Source organism: Yoonia sp. KMU-150 (assembly GCF_056858355.1).
This window is the reverse complement of the sequence record NZ_JBXEQF010000001.1, coordinates 2514164-2528938: the sequence shown is the minus strand read 5'-3', so window position 1 is coordinate 2528938 and position 14775 is coordinate 2514164. Positions and strand designations below refer to the sequence as shown.

Here is a 14775-nt window from a genome sequence, read left to right as displayed (position 1 = left end):
GACGCCGCCTTTCATTTCGTTTGTGCCTGATCAGCCGGCGCGCTGTTCCGGGCGGAACCGCGTCTGCTCGGACACCTGAAAGCGGCCGTTGCGGACCTTGCTGATCCGGCCCTGGCGCAGCAGCGTCCCGAAAGAGCGCAGACCGTCCTCGCGGCTGAACGCCTGATCCGTGGTCAGCTGCACCTTCTTCATGATCTGCGGGCGCGAGAAATCCTCGACCCCTTCGACGAAGGCGGTGTAGGCCGCTGCCGCTTCCAGAAGATCGGGCAACTCTGTCGCGCCCATTTCTTCGGCGAATTCGGCAAAGCTGGCCGCATCCGTCTGGATCATCGGCTCGGTTGCGGCCACGCGGCGTGGTTGCACCGGTGCCTGTGCCGCGGCGGGGGTGTCGACCCGCTGCGACGCCACCAGCTTGAGCGGGGCAGGGCGCGGACGCTCTGTCCGGCTCTGGTCCGATACCTGTGGCCGTGTAGGGCGTGCAGGACGCTGCGGGCGCACCGCATCTTCCAGATCGGCCCGGAACGCGGTTTCGGTCTCGGCAGCCGGGTCGCTCTTGTCGCCCAGCTGGCGCGCCGCCTCTGTCGCCGCGACGGCGGCTTTCAGCTGTGCAATCGCGTTGCGCCGGCGGCTGCCTTCGGGCTCCGACAAGGCCTCGTCGGTCTGGGACATGATGCGCGACATCGCGGCATCGTCCGTTTCGGGAAGCACGCTGCGACCGGGGCGGGGTGCGGGTGCCGGCATCGCCGCCACTTCCGCCTCGACCTCTGCCAGTTCTTCCTGCAGCGCCGCCTCGTCTTCTGGCGACAGGTCGCTTTCGGCGTCGGCATCGGTGCCGTCGCTGCCGATCAACTCGTCGGCACCGTCAAGGGCAGCGATGCTCTCGACGGGTTCGTCTTCATCGGCGACCGAAAAACTGTCGTCGAGCAAAAGCGCGTCGGCAGCGTCGTCCTGTGCAGCATCTTCCTGCTCAGCGACGTGCGCTTCATCGCTTTCGGCGACATCGTCCTGTGCATCGGCGCTGGCCTCTTCGGGCGCCGCCTCCGCAGCATCCGTATCCGTACCAAGAACGCTTTCGATCAGGCTTGTGTCGGCGGTAGTCGCCTGCTCCGTCACGGGCGATTCTTCAACTGGCTCGGTCTTGCGAAGACGCACGATCCGGGCGCGCACGGCTGGCTGTGCCGCACCTGTGTCGGTCTGTGCCGCGATATTGGCGAGAGTGTCGCTGTCGTCGGTAGCATCGGCTTCGGAGGAGACCTCATCGTCGACGTTATCCGACACTTCCGCCTCGTCAGACGCTTCAGCCTCTTCCGACGTGTCCATGTCGAACCCGTCGTCTTCGGCCGTCGCCTGTTCGATCGCGTCAGCGGCAAGCGCCGTCTCTTCGGCGACAGGCTCCGCCTCGGTGCGGTCGTCCGCCGGGTCTTCCGCAACTGCGGCATCACCCGCAACGGCATCGTCCGTCACGCCGTCGAACGCCTGTACCTCATCGATGGCGTCTTCTTCGATGGCGGTCTCGGCTTCATGTGCCGCGTGATCGTGCACGGATTCCGCCATGTCTCGCTCGTCGTCGCTGTCGACATCGGCCTCGAACGTGTCTGCGGTCAGGGTGTCATCTGCGTCAGACCCGGCGATGTCACGCGCGTGCTGGTCCTCGGCATAGGCGGCGGTGGGAGCGGCCCCCTTGCTGACCACGGCACGGATACGCTGCAACTTTGCCGCGACGCTTTCGGCGTCGGGATGGGCCGGCGGCTCTGTCGGTGTCGTCGGTGCCATATCCGCAAAGGTGAGCGACGTATCGGCCAAGGCATCGTCCTGATCGGACTGGTCGTCGGCGAGCGTTTCTGCGGCGACCTCCTGATCCGGCGCTGTCGCGTGCTCTGCGGCGGTATCGGCGACTGGTGCTGCGTCCTCCTGCGTCCGGTCGGCAACAGCCTCGTCCATCGCCTGGGCGGGCGGTGTCGCGGCGGGTGGCATCGTCGGCGCTTCGGTCTGCCCGGCGGGGGCGGACGGTTCGGATGCCTCGGGCGCTGCAAGCGCGCTTGCGGCGCGCAGCACAATGCCGGAATCATCCGTGCGCGCCTCGACCCGGCGCGAAATTTCGCGTTCGGCGATGCGCGCCAGCATGTCGGCGTCGGGGGTCGGGGGTTCGGCCCCGAAATATCTGTCGTCGGCTGCCAGATCACGGAAGTATTCCGCAATCGCCTTCATCGTGGAGAAGGAATCGTCGAATCCCTCCAACGTGCACGAGAAGGTCCCGTAGGAAACCGTTAGAATCTTCGATGATCCTAGCATGTTTTTGCTCGCTTTCTCCCAATCCCAGTGACAGTTTGTTTACCATCAATTGGTTCGCAAACCGGCACAAGACAGGGTTTATGGCGGTATTATTTCGTGGCCGTTTTGGGGAATGTTTCCCGATTGGAGTGTAATCGCAAATGCCCGGCCCGATTGTTCGCAGCCCCGATCCTGTCGGCCTTTTCGGTGGGGCCGAGATTGCACCGCAAGTTCTTAACATAGTGCAAACCCACGCGCCAACCCATGTGGCGGCTGACGGCGGGGCGGATCATCTCCTGCGGGCGGGGCTGGTGCCGCAGGCGGTGATCGGCGATATGGACTCGCTTTCGCCAGCGGCGAAGGCGGCCTTCGCCGACCGGCTGTATCCTGCGAACGATCAAAACCTGTCGGATTTCGAAAAGGTCGTGGCCGAGATCGACGCGCCGCTGATCATCGCCGCCGGGTTTCTGGGCGGGCGGCTGGATCATACGATGGGCGTGTTGAACACGCTGGTGCGCCGCAAGCTGTGGAACGTGGTACTTTTGTCCGCCGCCGACGTCTGTTTTCTGGCCAGACAGGGGCGGACCACACTCGACCTGCCGCCCGGCACGCGGGTCGGTCTGCTGCCATTGGGCGCGGCGCGGGTCGATACCGATGGCCTGCGCTGGGACATCACGGATGCCGCCATGACCGCACAGGGCTTTGTCAGCACATCGAACGAAACGCGCGCGCCCCGCGTGACAGTTCACTGCATGGGGCAGCTGTTGATCACGCTGCCGCTGGCGGCATTTTCAGCCGTGCAAGGCGTTGTTCGCGCAGGATGATGTAAAGCCCGGCGGCCACGGTGATCACGATGCCCACAGCCGCCAGCCCGTTCGGCAGGGCCGCGAAAATCATCCAGCCGATCAGCGTGCTGATCGGAATTTCCAGATATTGCATCGGGGCCAGCGTCGCCGACGGCGCGAAACGCAGGCTCCACGTCATCAGCAGATGCGCGAAGGTGCCCAGCAGGCCAAGGGCGGCCAGCATCAGCCACGTCGTCTGGTCGGGCATGACGAGGGCCAGACCGGGTGCGTCGGGAAACAGGATCAGGAACGGCAGGATCATCGCGCTGGCCTGCGCGCCGCTGACGGCCTGCAGCGGGATCGCGTCGATCTGCTTGGCGATCTGCCGGGTGACGAGCATGAAGAACGCGAACACCACCGCGACGCCCAGCGGCAGCAGCGCGGGCCAGCCCACGGCGGCGAAATTGGGCTGGATCACCAGCAGCGTGCCGATGAACCCGACGCCGCAGGCCCACATCCGCTGCGGGCCGACCTCCTCGCCCAGCACGAAGTGACCCAGCAGCAGCATGATGAACGGCATGACGAAGGCGATGGCCACCGCATCGGCCAGCGGCAGATAAAGCAAGGCGCTGAACATCAGGCTGATGCCCGCGATATGCAGCATGGTGCGCAACATGACGAACTTCAGCGTGCCGGGGGGAAGGCGCAGCGATTTGCCTGAAAGCAGCGCCAGCGGAATCAGGATCGCCGCCTGCACCGAGAACCGCACGAACACGAGCAATCCGATGGAAATCCGGTCGCCGAGCAGCTTGGCCAGGCTGTCGCCCAGCGGTGCCAGAATGCAGAACCCCAGCATCAACAGGATTCCGAGAAAGGGGCGATCAGCGTTCATCCGGCAACCCTAGGCCGCGCCGGTGCCGGGTGCAATTTGCAATGCGACGGTCCGCGCGGAGAGACGGCGGCGTTTCGCACGCGAAACGTGTTATGTGCAGCGTACGTTCCTGAAAGGTTAATATGAAGAGAGGGTTAACGGTGGGTACGGGTGGGAGGTAACGGTGAACAGTCGAATGTCGCTCTTGAATTCAGATATGGTAATTTGCTGCAGAACGGCGAATGTCGGGACTGAGTCCAGACTAACCTAAGCGCTGCAACGTGGCGAAGGTCGGCTATGATGCTGGCGGCCAGTGAGTGCGAACCCAATCAACGTTCTGTTCATTCGAGGCCTTACCTCAAACTTTTTTCGTAGAAACGCGACATTTTGAGATTTTGCAGGTTGCGTAACTTCTAAAATTCCCAAAGCATCTACAACTAACTGTTTTATATATATTTTCCATTTTATTTGAATGGCAGAGTTTCTCTTTCGCTCATAAGTTTACTCATCGTAGACAGTCGGTGGCGTGCCGCACAGGTCGTAAACGACTTACGGCGACCAAAAAATATGTGAATATTGGAGGGCTATAACGAATACGGAGTATATCGATATGGCACCAGTAATAGGGTTGATTTCTGATCTAGTGGCTACACTGGCAGGCGTCCTTGCAATTTGGTTGGGAATCAAAGTCCTCAAAGATGGCAAAGCAAAGAATGATGACACGTCAGAGAAAGAACATCGGGATACTTCTGATCGCGATCGGCGTGATGATCCTGAGCAATAGGATGCCCGATCTATTTGCTTTCATCTTGAGTTTGTAACACGAACTGTCTGCTTGTTCGTACTGCTAAGTCATCACTCTTTCGACGTGGGCGTGTCTGAAACCACGAGCATTTGTCACTTGAGCAGACTTCAAAACTTCCAGCCTACCCAGCAATAGCAAATCTTGAACTTTCACTCATGGATGACTGCTAACTCCCGCAAACCGGACACCCCTCAGAAACCAAAACGCAATGCATCCCTACTCAGCGCAAAGCGCGGAGGATTCGGCCGAGGATCACCTCGTCGATACCGCTGCAACAGGTGTCGTAGTTGCCCGCGAAGATGGTGATCGCCAAACCCTCCTCGGGCAGAACGAATATCCGCTGATCGCCGCTGCCGACCGCGCGGATCACCTTTTGGCCGGACGGGAGCGTGCCGGGGAACCAGAAATAGCCGTAGCCATAGACGCCGGGCGGTCCCCAATCGGTGTTCTGGACGTGGCGCATGGTGGACAGCCTGACCCATTCCGCAGGCACGACCTGACGCCCTTGCCACCTTCCGTCATGCAGGATGAGCGAGCCGATCTTGGCCAGATCGCGCGCCCGCATGCGCAGACCCGCCCCGGCGCTGGGAAAGCTGTCCGGCCCCCAGGCGGCGGGCCGGTGCCAGTCGTAGTCGGTGATGCCGAGCGGGCCGAAAAGCACTTCGTCGGCGTAGTCGATCACTGGCCTGCCGGTCAGGTTCCCGATGACCCCGGCGGTGATGTCGGTCAGCCCGGAGTTGTAGGTCCAGCGATCCCCGGGTGTGTCGCGAAGCTCTTTCGTCAGCACAAATCCGACAGGATCGTCTGTCATGCCAAGCCTGCGGAAGTCATTATTTTCGTTGACGTAGGGCACCAGCGTCTCGTTCCACGCCAGCCCGGCGGTCATCGTCAGGACATGGTGCAGCGTGACCGCCTCCAGCCCGCCGCCGAGGTCAGGCCTGTCGGGGAAGAAGCCGGCAATCGGGCGGGCAAGCGCATCCTCTGCCGTATCGCCGAGCGCGATGCCCAGGAGCAGGGAGGTCACGCTTTTTGTAACGGAGCGCAGGCTGTGCAGGGTCGTCGGGCCATGGTTCACGCGGCGCATCGGTCCGTCCCAGTCCAGGTCCTCGCCGGGCCAGTACTGTTCGAAAACCAGCCGTCCCTCATGTTCGATCAACAGGGCGTGGACGTTCGGTATGAAGGGGCCCGCGTCGATCCGCTCGGCAAGGGCGGCGAGCGCATCGGGGTCGAGTCCTGCCTGAGACGGTGACGCGACCGGCCAGCCGTCGCCGCGTTCGGCTGGCGTGGTGTCGATCTGCTGGGCCGCCACGACCGCCGGCAAACAGACGGCGAGCAGGCTGGACAGAATGGTACGCCGGGTGAACATCGCTGACCTCCCTCGTTCACCGACAGGATGAAGGGTTGGAACGATACGCGCAATGGCCAAGGACCCCCGTCAGAGAACATTGCCCATGTCCGTGTCGGCTTGCCGCTATTGGACGACAGTCAGCGGACACGCGTAAGGTTTAGTGGACGCAGAGGTCCGCCATCAGCAATTCGGCACGTTCACCGCCAAGCCACCCAAGGCCGTTTCCTTGTATTTCTCCGACATATCCATGCCGGTCTGGCGCATCGTCTCGATCGCGACGTCGAGATGCACCAGATGGGTGCCGTCGCCGCGCAGGGCGAGGGACGCGGCGGAGACGGCCTTGATGCAGCCCAGACCGTTGCGTTCGATGCAGGGGACCTGCACGAGGCCCTTCACCGGGTCGCAGGTCATGCCGAGGTGGTGTTCAAGCGCGATTTCCGCTGCGTTTTCAATCTGCTCCGGGGTGCCGCCCATCACGGCGCAGAGGCCCGCGGCGGCCATGGCCGAGGCCGATCCGACCTCTGCCTGGCAGCCGCATTCGGCACCGGAGATCGAGGCGTTGAACTTGATCAGCCCGCCGATGGCCGCCGCCGTCAGCAGGAAGTCCGGCACGCGGTCGACCGTGGCACCCGGTACGTGATCGAGCCAGTAGCGGATCGTGGCGGGCACCACGCCGGCGGCCCCGTTGGTGGGGGCGGTGACGACCTGCCCGCCTGCGGCGTTCTCCTCGTTCACGGCCATGGCGTAGGCCTGCATCCAATCGTTGATCGTGTGCGGCGCGCGCTGGTTCATGCCGCGTTCCGCGATCAGCGCATCGTGGATGCCCTTGGCCCGCCGCCGCACCTTCAACCCGCCGGGCAGGGTGCCGTCGGTGGTCAACCCCCGGTCGATGCAGCCGTTCATCACGTCCCAGATGCGGGTCAGGCCATTGTCGAGGTCGAGTGCGGCGCGGCGGCTGAGTTCGTTGGCGCGTTTCATCGCGGCGATGGACTTGCCGCTGATCTTTGCCATCTCCAGCATCTCTGCGGCGCTCTTGAACGGGTAGGGGACAGGGGGGCCGTCGTCGGTGTCCTTGCCTGCGGACAGTTCCGCCTCGGTCAGGACAAAGCCGCCGCCGATGGAATAATAGGTGACGGAGGTGATGACATCGCCCTGCGCATCGGTGCCGCGCAGGATCAGCCCGTTGGCGTGGCCGGGCAGCGGCGGGCCGAAGTCGAAATGCAGATCGCCGGTGGGATCGAAGCGCAGGGTGCCCAGCCCGTCCGGCATCACCGTCTTGTCCGCCTTGATCCGCGCGAGTTCCGCCTCTGCCTTTTCGGCGTCGTAGTCATCGGCGCGAAACCCGGCGAGGCCGAGGATCACCGCGCGGTCGGTGGCATGGCCGACGCCGGTAAACGACAGCGAGCCGTGCAGCGACGCCTTCAGCCCGGCGACCGCGAAAGGCTGCGCGCGCAGGTGATCCAGAAACCGGGCGGCGGCGACCATGGGGCCGATGGTATGGGAGGACGACGGGCCGACGCCGACCTTGAACATATCGAAAACGGACAGAAACATCAGGTGGCGGTCCCTTCGGGCGGGTTGGGGTGCACGGGTGCGGTGATCGGATGCGAGCCGAGACCTTCGGCAGTGATCGCGTCCAGCATCGCGGGTGTGGTTTCGAAACGCGCGGCAAAGCGGCGCAGGTTTGGATAGTCCGCCAAGCCAAACCACGACGCATCACCGCCGTAAAGCCCGGACCAGCGCAGCATCGGGGCCAGATAGCAGGCCATGATCGCGGGGCCGTCGCGGTCGATCCAGGTCAGATCCGCCTGGTCGAGTTGCCGGTAGAGTGCTTTCAGCCGTCCCTGTGTTTGCTTGCGCAGATGCGCCGCAGCCTCCGGCGCGTAGTGGTCGGGGTAGAACAGCATCCTCAGGGCCGGGTGCAGGGTGTTCGACAGCCAGAACAGGCGGGCCAGCGCCGTCGTGCGGGCCGGGTCACCGGGGGCCGGAAACGCGGTGCCGGGCTGGCGGTCGGCCAGCCACAACAGGATCGCCGCGGTTTCGAAGATCGGGCCGTCGGGGGTTTCCAGCACCGGGATCAGGCCGTTGGGGTTCAGCTTCAGGTAGGCAGGCGACCGTTGCTGCCGCGTGGCGCGGTCCACCAGCTGCGTTGAAAAGGGCAGGCCCAACTGCCGCAGCGCGAGGCGCACGCAAAGCGAGGCGTTGTCGGGGGCGTAGTGGAGGGTCAGCTGTGTCATGCGCGCACCTTATCCGCTGGCGCGGAACCGCGCGCGCGAAATGCGACGTGGCGCGACGGGATTGCGGTCTGGCGCGCGCGTGCCGCCGGCGTTATCCTAAGATCGACCCCAAAACGCGGAGACCAACAAGATGTCATCGACCCTTTCCCCCATCGACAAGGCCAAGTTCGTCGCGGCCAAACAGGCCACGACCTATGTGGAATCGGGTATGAAAGTCGGCCTCGGCACCGGGTCCACCGCGGCGTGGCTTGTGCGCTGTCTGGGCGATATGGTGCGCGACGAAGGGCTGCGCATCAAAGGCGTGCCGACCAGCAGCCGCACGGCGCAACTGGCCCGCGATGTCGGGATCGAGGTGATCTCGCTGGACGAGGCAAAGTGGCTGGATGTCACCATCGACGGGGCCGATGAGTATGACGGCAGCCTGAACCTGATCAAGGGCGGCGGCGGTGCGTTGCTGCAGGAAAAGATCGTGGCGACTGCGAGCGACCAGATGGTCGTGATCGCCGATATATCCAAGCAGGTCGAGACGCTGGGCGCTTTCCCGTTGCCGGTTGAGGTGATCCCCTTCGGCTGGCAGACGACCAAGACCCTGATCGAGGAGACGCTGATCGGCATGGATGTGCTGGGCCGCACCGCCAGCCTGCGGATGAACGGCGATGCCCCGTTCTTCACGGACGAGGGCAACCATATTCTCGACCTGCATCTGAACCGGATCGGCAACGCGCGTCAGTTGAGCCTTGTGATCAACCAGATCCCCGGTGTCGTTGAAAACGGGTTGTTCATCGACATCTGCGATGTCGTCGTCATCGGATTCGGCGACGGCCGGGTGGAGGTCCGCGACATCAACAAGGGGTCGGTCGAACAGGGCCGGATCGACTTTCTGGAAGACGAAAACCTGTTTGCCGATTTCGCGGACTAGGGTCGCGGCTAGCTGATCGTGTAGCGGGTCGCGCGGCCACGGCCACGGTCGCGCACCAGCGTCAGCGTGTTCCCGGTGACGTTCACGGTCTGGCAGGTATTGGAAACCGGAGTCGTGCCCAGCGTGCCCTCGCGGCAGAAAAAGCCATCCGTTTCGCGCCATGTGCCGGTCAGTGGCTGCCCGTCGATCGTGCCCGAGAACGTGCCGTCGGAGGCGATGACGATCGTGCCTGTATCATTGCTCAGCTGCCGGTCGAGGATCGCCGCGAGGTCGGAGCCTTCGGTCTTCGGCACCGCGCAGGCCGCAAGGGCCGCACAGGCGGCGGTGACTACCAGTGACTTGAGTGCGTGTATCATTTCGGTCTCCCTGATGTGGGGTTTCCCCGCGCCGTCATACGGCAGCGCGGGGGTGGTATGCGTCAGTCAGCGGCATAGGCCCCGACAAAGACCTCTTCGACGCCGTCGACGGTGACGGTGCCGTTGATGATGCCGCCGATCCCGTCGACACCGTCCGGCCCGACCAGAACGCCGCCGGCGCTGGCATCGACGGTATGTGCCACACCTTCGGGAGAGGTGATGGTGCCGTCCACATCGACGGTCAGGAAGGCATCGTTGGGCGTATTGGCGGCCCCGAAACGGCGCACACTGTTGGAGAACGTGAGGCTGCCGCTATAGGCGCCGGTGCTGGCCTGATCGTAGAAATTGGTCGCCACGCCGGTCAGTGGCGCCCTTGTCTCGTTGCCGATATAGACCGTCAGGCTCGCCTCGCCGATATGGCTGGGCGGGGGCAGGGTGGCCGATGACGCCTGTGCCACGGTCGGCGCGCCGTCGAAGAACAGCGCGACATTGCCTTCCATCGCAATCGTCGCCCGCGTCGGGATATCGGCCACGTCGGTGTAGTTGGAGAATGACCCGAAACTTTCGTACTGGTTGCGATCAAGCAGCATCTGCGTGTCGTTGACCAGCCGTTCATATTCCGTCGGGCCACCGGGATCCATATTCGACGATCCGCCGCCGGAACAGGCGGCGGCGAGGCCGAGCGGCAGGACGATGGTCAGCATCTTGGTATTCATGATTTTTCCCCTTTATGCATTCAATAATTTTGCAGCCGCCCGCAGCAGTGCAGAACGACCTTAACAAACGGTTAAGGCGGATCGTGCGGTCGGTCATCACCCATTTGGGTAAGCCGCGCTATCGCAGCGGTCCCTTTCGGATGCACCGGCACGTGACCGACACGCCGTGTTGTAGTTGTGACGGCGGCTCATTAGGTTGCGCGAAATCGATGCGCATTGGAACGGGAACACGCGGATGGCCTTTGACTATGATTTGTTTGTGATCGGCGGCGGGTCCGGTGGCGTGCGCGCGGCGCGGGTCGCTGCGGCGACAGGGGCCAAGGTCGCCATCGCCGAGGAAAGCCGGATGGGCGGCACCTGCGTAATCCGTGGTTGTGTGCCCAAGAAACTGATGGTCTTCGCGTCGGGCTATGGTGGTGTGATGGAAGACGCGCAGGCCTACGGCTGGAAGGTAAAGTCCAGCGGTTTCGACTGGCAGCCGTTTCGCAAGAAACTGCATACGGAGCTTGACCGGCTCGAAGGGGTTTACCGCAAACTTCTGGGCAACTCCGATGTCGAGATTTTCGACGCCCGCGCCCGGTTGACCGACGCGCACACCGTGCAGATGGGCAAGAAATCGGTCACGGCCAAGCATATCCTGATCGCCACCGGTGGCCGGCCCGTGCGTCCGGACATGAAGAACGCCGATCTGGGGCTGGTGTCCAACGATATGTTCCTGCTGGAAAAACTGCCGGACTCCGTCCTGATCGTCGGCGGCGGCTATATCGCCTGCGAATTTGCCTGCATCCTGCACGGGCTGGGCGTGGCGGTGACGATGTACAACCGTGGCGCGGGCATCCTGCGCGGCTTCGATGACGAGGCGCGCGGCCTGTTACAGGAAAGCATGAGCGCCCGTGGCATCGACATTCATACCGGCACCGTGATCACCGAAATGGGGTCACCGGATGCAGAGCATATCTCCGGCGGTGCCAATTCGGACGCCGCGTCCGGCGCCGAAGCGCGCGACCTGTCCGACAACGACAAGAGCGAGACCGATCCCAAGGCGGCGGGTCCGATCTGGGTGAAGGCCAGCAACGGCATCGAAAAGGTGTTCGATCATGTGTTTTTCGCCACCGGTCGGGCGGCCAACAGCGACGACATGGGACTGGAGGACGTGGGCGTGAAGATCGGCCGCGGCGGCGCGATCGCGGTGGATGAATACAGTCAGACCGCCGTGCCGTCGATCTATGCCATCGGCGACGTGACCGACCGGGTGCAACTGACGCCCGTGGCGATCCGCGAGGGCATGGCTTTCGTCGAAACGGTGTTCAAAGGCAACCCGACGCCGGTGGATCACGAATTGATCCCCTCGGCGGTCTTTACCCAGCCCGAACTGGGCACCATCGGCATGACAGAGGAACAGGCGGCGGCGCAGGAAGAGATCGAGGTTTACTGCACGTCCTTCCGGCCGATGCAGTCCGCCTTTGCGGACCGCGACGACCGGGTGCTGATGAAACTGGTCGTCAGCAAGGAAAACCGCACGGTGCTGGGCTGTCATATCGTCGCAGATCACGCGGGCGAAATGATCCAGCTTGCGGGCATTGCGGTCAAGATGGGTGCGACGAAAGAGGATTTCGACCGCACCGTGGCCGTTCACCCGACGATGTCGGAGGAACTGGTGACCATGAAGGAACCGGTGCGCACAGCTTGATATTGCACCGGGCACCCACACATTACAGTATAAGGGTCTGCGACGAGCAGACACAGCATAGGAAGCACAATGGCTGGAAATAACGGTGGCCCCTGGGGCGGCGGCGGCAATAACGGAAAGGGCGGCGGCGATGATGGCCGCGACCGTGGCGGGCGAGATCCGCAAAACGGCAGGCCGGGCAACGATGGCCCGCAGATTCCCGAAATCGACGAATTGATGAACAAGGGCCGCGAACAGCTGCGCGTTCTGATGGGCGGCGGCGGCAATGGCCCTCGGCGGCCGGGCGGCAGCGGTGGCGGCGGCGGTTTCGCCGTGACCCGCGGCATGATTGTTCTTGGGCTGCTGGGTGCGCTGATCCTCTGGCTGATGGCGTCGTTCTATACGGTGAAGCCGGAAGAACGGTCCGTCGAACTGATGCTGGGCCGCTACAGCGAAACCGGCGGTCCGGGCCTGAACTTTGCGCCCTGGCCCATCGTCACCCGCGAAGTGCTGGCGGTGACGACGGAACGCAACATCGACATCGGCACACAACGCTCCGGTATGGATGCGGGTCTGATGCTGACGGGTGACGAGAACATCGTCGACATCGACTTCCAGGTCGTCTGGAACATCACCGATCCGCAGCAATACCTGTTCAACCTGGCAAACCCTCCGCAGACGATCGAGGCGGTGGCGGAATCGGCGATGCGCGAGATCATCTCGCAGTCCGATCTGGCACCGATCCTGAACCGTGACCGGGGTGCCATCGCCGACCGGCTCAGCGATCTGATCCAGTCGACGCTCGACAGCTATGATTCCGGTGTGAACATCGTGCGTGTGAACTTTGACAAGGCGGACCCGCCGGAGCCGGTGATCGCCGCGTTCCGCGCCGTGCAGGACGCCGAGCAGGAGCGTGACCGGCTGCAGAACGTGGCCGACGCCTATGCAAACCGCGTCGTGGCGGAGGCGCGCGGTGAATCCGCTCAGCTTCTCGAACGCGCCGAGGCCTATCGGTCGCAGGTCGTGAACGAGGCGCAGGGTGAGGCGTCGCGCTTCACTGCCGTGTTGCAGGAATACGAGAAAGCGCCGGAGGTGACCCGTAAGCGTCTTTACCTCGAAACGATGGAAGAAGTGCTTGGCGGGATCGACATCATCCTGCTTGATGAAACCGGCAACGGTGCCGGGCAGGGCGTCGTGCCCTACCTGCCGCTCAATGAATTGCGCCGCGCCCCGGCGCCCGCGAACGGAGGGTCGAACTGATGCGGAAAACGACACTTTTGCTGCCCGCCGTCCTCGTGGTCGTGATCGGGCTGCTGTCTTCGGTCTTTATCGTGGATGAACGGGAAAAGGCGCTGGTGCTGCAATTCGGACAGATCGTGCGTGTGCAGGAGGAACCCGGGCTGGGCTTTATCATCCCGGTGATCCAGAACGTCGTGCGCTATGACGACCGTATCCTCAGCCGCGACCTCGACCCGCTTGAGGTCACGCCATCGGATGATCGTCGTCTCGTGGTCGACGCCTTCGCCCGTTACCGGATCGCCGATGTGGAACGGTTCCGACAGGCCGTCGGTGACGGCGGTGAAGAGGCCGCGGCCCGTCGCCTTGACAGCATCCTGCGCGCCGAAACGCGCGAGGTGCTGGGTTCTGTGTCCTCCAACGATATCCTGTCGGTGGACCGGGCCGCGCTGATGCTGCGTATCCGCAATCAGGCGATTGCGCAGGCCAACGCGCTTGGTCTGCAGGTGATCGACGTGCGTCTGAAGCGGACCGATCTGCCGCAGGAAAACCTCAACGCGACCTATCAGCGGATGGAGGCGGAGCGTGAACGCGAGGCCGCCGACGAAATCGCCCGCGGTAACGAGGCCGCGCAGCGTGTCCGCGCGACCGCCGACAGAACCGTGGTCGAACTGGTCTCTGATGCCACGCGCCAGGCCGAAATCGCCCGTGGTGAGGCGGATGCTGAACGCAACGCCATCTTTGCCGAAAGTTTCGGCGCGGACCCGGAATTCTTTGAATTCTACCGCTCGATGACGGCCTATTCCCGCGCGCTGAATCCAGGCACGACCAGCATGGTCATGTCGCCCGACTCGGAGTTTTTCAACTATCTGAAAAGCGATCAGGGCCAGCGCGCCGATCAGTAAAGCCGGTATCGCTGATGCGAACACCCAAAAGCCTCCCGCATCTGCGGGGGGCTTTTTTCGTATAGCTGGCCCGCTTATAATCATGCCGACCGATGGAGCCTGATACGTGAGCACCGAACTTTACATGCAAGGATTTCAGGACGGCGCGGCGCATGGATTGCCGCTCGCCACTGTCCGCGACATTTTTGGCGTGACGACGCAGGACGGGAAAGACGGCCTTTATGTGCTGCGGTACGATGACCGTAACGCCCTGACACTGCATATTCAGGAAACGGACGGTCGCGCCACGACCGTGACGGCCATGCGCCCCTGCCAGCACGCGGCGTTCTGGTCGGCGGTGTTCGATTTGCTGCGCAAGGGTCTCTACGTCGCCTTCATGCCGGACGGTCTCGCGCCGGTAGTGGCACGCGCTGAAACGACTGCGCAGATACCGCTCGACATGGTGACAGCACTGGGCGATCCGGTAGTCGTGCAACGTGCCGACGACCTCGTCCCCGCCCTGCTTGGCGGTTGAGGGGGCGCGAGTCGTACTGACCTTCGCCCCGTCAAATCACAGGACCGTCAATTCCTGCGATCAACATTTGTGTTGTGTCTTTTATGTCCTACATAGACAAACACAAGACGCATGGGGGCGGCAGGGCCACCCCCATTCACCAA

General features: G+C 63.2%; 13 protein-coding genes. 6 read left to right on the top strand and 7 right to left on the bottom strand.

Annotated elements, in window-relative coordinates; all coding sequences use genetic code 11:
* Positions 1-30: 30 nt before the first annotated feature.
* Positions 31-2238 carry a hypothetical protein gene (locus AC04PH_RS12640; RefSeq protein WP_483066095.1) on the bottom strand — a complete coding sequence of 736 codons (2208 nt, stop codon included), beginning with the start codon at positions 2236-2238 and terminating at the stop codon, positions 31-33.
* A 275-nt stretch (positions 2239-2513) separates the two neighbouring features.
* On the opposite strand from AC04PH_RS12640, the gene AC04PH_RS12635 reads away from it, so the two are divergent.
* Complete coding sequence (locus AC04PH_RS12635; RefSeq protein ID WP_483066094.1) at positions 2514-3095, top strand: thiamine diphosphokinase; 582 nt, start codon at positions 2514-2516, stop codon at positions 3093-3095.
* On the opposite strand, the gene AC04PH_RS12630 is transcribed toward AC04PH_RS12635, so the two are convergent.
* The 4 genes from AC04PH_RS12630 to AC04PH_RS12615 form a co-directional block, all read right to left on the bottom strand.
* Positions 3040-3948 (bottom strand): DMT family transporter, encoded by a 909-nt coding sequence (locus AC04PH_RS12630; protein WP_483066093.1) that lies wholly within the window; start codon positions 3946-3948, stop codon positions 3040-3042. The two genes, AC04PH_RS12635 and AC04PH_RS12630, sit on opposite strands and share 56 nt — an antisense overlap.
* A 1004-nt stretch (positions 3949-4952) precedes the next feature.
* A complete protein-coding gene (locus AC04PH_RS12625; RefSeq protein ID WP_483066092.1) occupies positions 4953-6098 on the bottom strand; it encodes a serine hydrolase domain-containing protein in 1146 nt (381 codons plus the stop codon).
* 162 nt (positions 6099-6260) lie between these two features.
* A complete protein-coding gene (locus AC04PH_RS12620; protein WP_483066091.1) occupies positions 6261-7634 on the bottom strand; it encodes an L-serine ammonia-lyase in 1374 nt (457 codons plus the stop codon).
* Positions 7634-8317: a glutathione S-transferase family protein gene (locus AC04PH_RS12615; protein WP_483066090.1), complete on the bottom strand. Its 684-nt coding sequence runs from the start codon at positions 8315-8317 to the stop codon at positions 7634-7636. Before AC04PH_RS12615 ends, AC04PH_RS12620 begins: the two co-directional genes overlap by 1 nt.
* A gap of 130 nt (positions 8318-8447) precedes the next feature.
* On the opposite strand from AC04PH_RS12615, the gene rpiA reads away from it, so the two are divergent.
* On the top strand, positions 8448-9236 hold the full coding sequence (gene rpiA / locus AC04PH_RS12610) for a ribose-5-phosphate isomerase RpiA (protein ID WP_483066089.1): 789 nt from the start codon (positions 8448-8450) through the stop codon (positions 9234-9236).
* A gap of 8 nt (positions 9237-9244) precedes the next feature.
* On the opposite strand, the gene AC04PH_RS12605 is transcribed toward rpiA, so the two are convergent.
* Positions 9245-9592 carry a hypothetical protein gene (locus AC04PH_RS12605; protein WP_483066088.1) on the bottom strand — a complete coding sequence of 116 codons (348 nt, stop codon included), beginning with the start codon at positions 9590-9592 and terminating at the stop codon, positions 9245-9247.
* Positions 9593-9654: 62 nt separating this feature from the next.
* Positions 9655-10308 carry a hypothetical protein gene (locus AC04PH_RS12600; RefSeq protein WP_483066087.1) on the bottom strand — a complete coding sequence of 218 codons (654 nt, stop codon included), beginning with the start codon at positions 10306-10308 and terminating at the stop codon, positions 9655-9657.
* Between the two features lie 235 nt (positions 10309-10543).
* Between AC04PH_RS12600 and AC04PH_RS12595 the strand changes: the two genes are divergently transcribed.
* From AC04PH_RS12595 to AC04PH_RS12580, 4 genes are all read left to right on the top strand, one after another.
* Entirely contained in the window at positions 10544-11998 is a 1455-nt protein-coding gene (locus AC04PH_RS12595) for an FAD-dependent oxidoreductase (protein WP_483066086.1), read from the top strand.
* 69 nt (positions 11999-12067) lie between these two features.
* Positions 12068-13237, top strand: a complete 1170-nt coding sequence (gene hflK, locus AC04PH_RS12590; protein WP_483066085.1) for an FtsH protease activity modulator HflK — start codon at positions 12068-12070, stop codon at positions 13235-13237.
* Positions 13237-14118, top strand: a complete 882-nt coding sequence (hflC, locus tag AC04PH_RS12585) for a protease modulator HflC (RefSeq protein WP_483066084.1) — start codon at positions 13237-13239, stop codon at positions 14116-14118. Before hflK ends, hflC begins: the two co-directional genes overlap by 1 nt.
* Before the next feature lie 106 nt (positions 14119-14224).
* Positions 14225-14632, top strand: a complete 408-nt coding sequence (locus tag AC04PH_RS12580; RefSeq protein ID WP_483066083.1) for a hypothetical protein — start codon at positions 14225-14227, stop codon at positions 14630-14632.
* Positions 14633-14775 lie beyond the last annotated feature (143 nt).

Bases quoted from the DNA above. Each gene is read 5' to 3' on its own strand.
- AC04PH_RS12630 (WP_483066093.1), bottom strand. From the start codon at position 3,948: ATGAACGCTGATCGCCCCTTTCTCGGAATCCTGTTGATGCTGGGGTTC.
- AC04PH_RS12625 (WP_483066092.1), bottom strand. From the start codon at position 6,098: ATGTTCACCCGGCGTACCATTCTGTCCAGCCTGCTCGCCGTCTGTTTG.
- AC04PH_RS12620 (WP_483066091.1), bottom strand. From the start codon at position 7,634: ATGTTTCTGTCCGTTTTCGATATGTTCAAGGTCGGCGTCGGCCCGTCG.
- AC04PH_RS12615 (WP_483066090.1), bottom strand. From the start codon at position 8,317: ATGACACAGCTGACCCTCCACTACGCCCCCGACAACGCCTCGCTTTGC.
- rpiA (WP_483066089.1), top strand. From the start codon at position 8,448: ATGTCATCGACCCTTTCCCCCATCGACAAGGCCAAGTTCGTCGCGGCC.
- AC04PH_RS12605 (WP_483066088.1), bottom strand. From the start codon at position 9,592: ATGATACACGCACTCAAGTCACTGGTAGTCACCGCCGCCTGTGCGGCC.
- AC04PH_RS12600 (WP_483066087.1), bottom strand. From the start codon at position 10,308: ATGAATACCAAGATGCTGACCATCGTCCTGCCGCTCGGCCTCGCCGCC.
- AC04PH_RS12595 (WP_483066086.1), top strand. From the start codon at position 10,544: ATGGCCTTTGACTATGATTTGTTTGTGATCGGCGGCGGGTCCGGTGGC.
- hflK (WP_483066085.1), top strand. From the start codon at position 12,068: ATGGCTGGAAATAACGGTGGCCCCTGGGGCGGCGGCGGCAATAACGGA.
- hflC (WP_483066084.1), top strand. From the start codon at position 13,237: ATGCGGAAAACGACACTTTTGCTGCCCGCCGTCCTCGTGGTCGTGATC.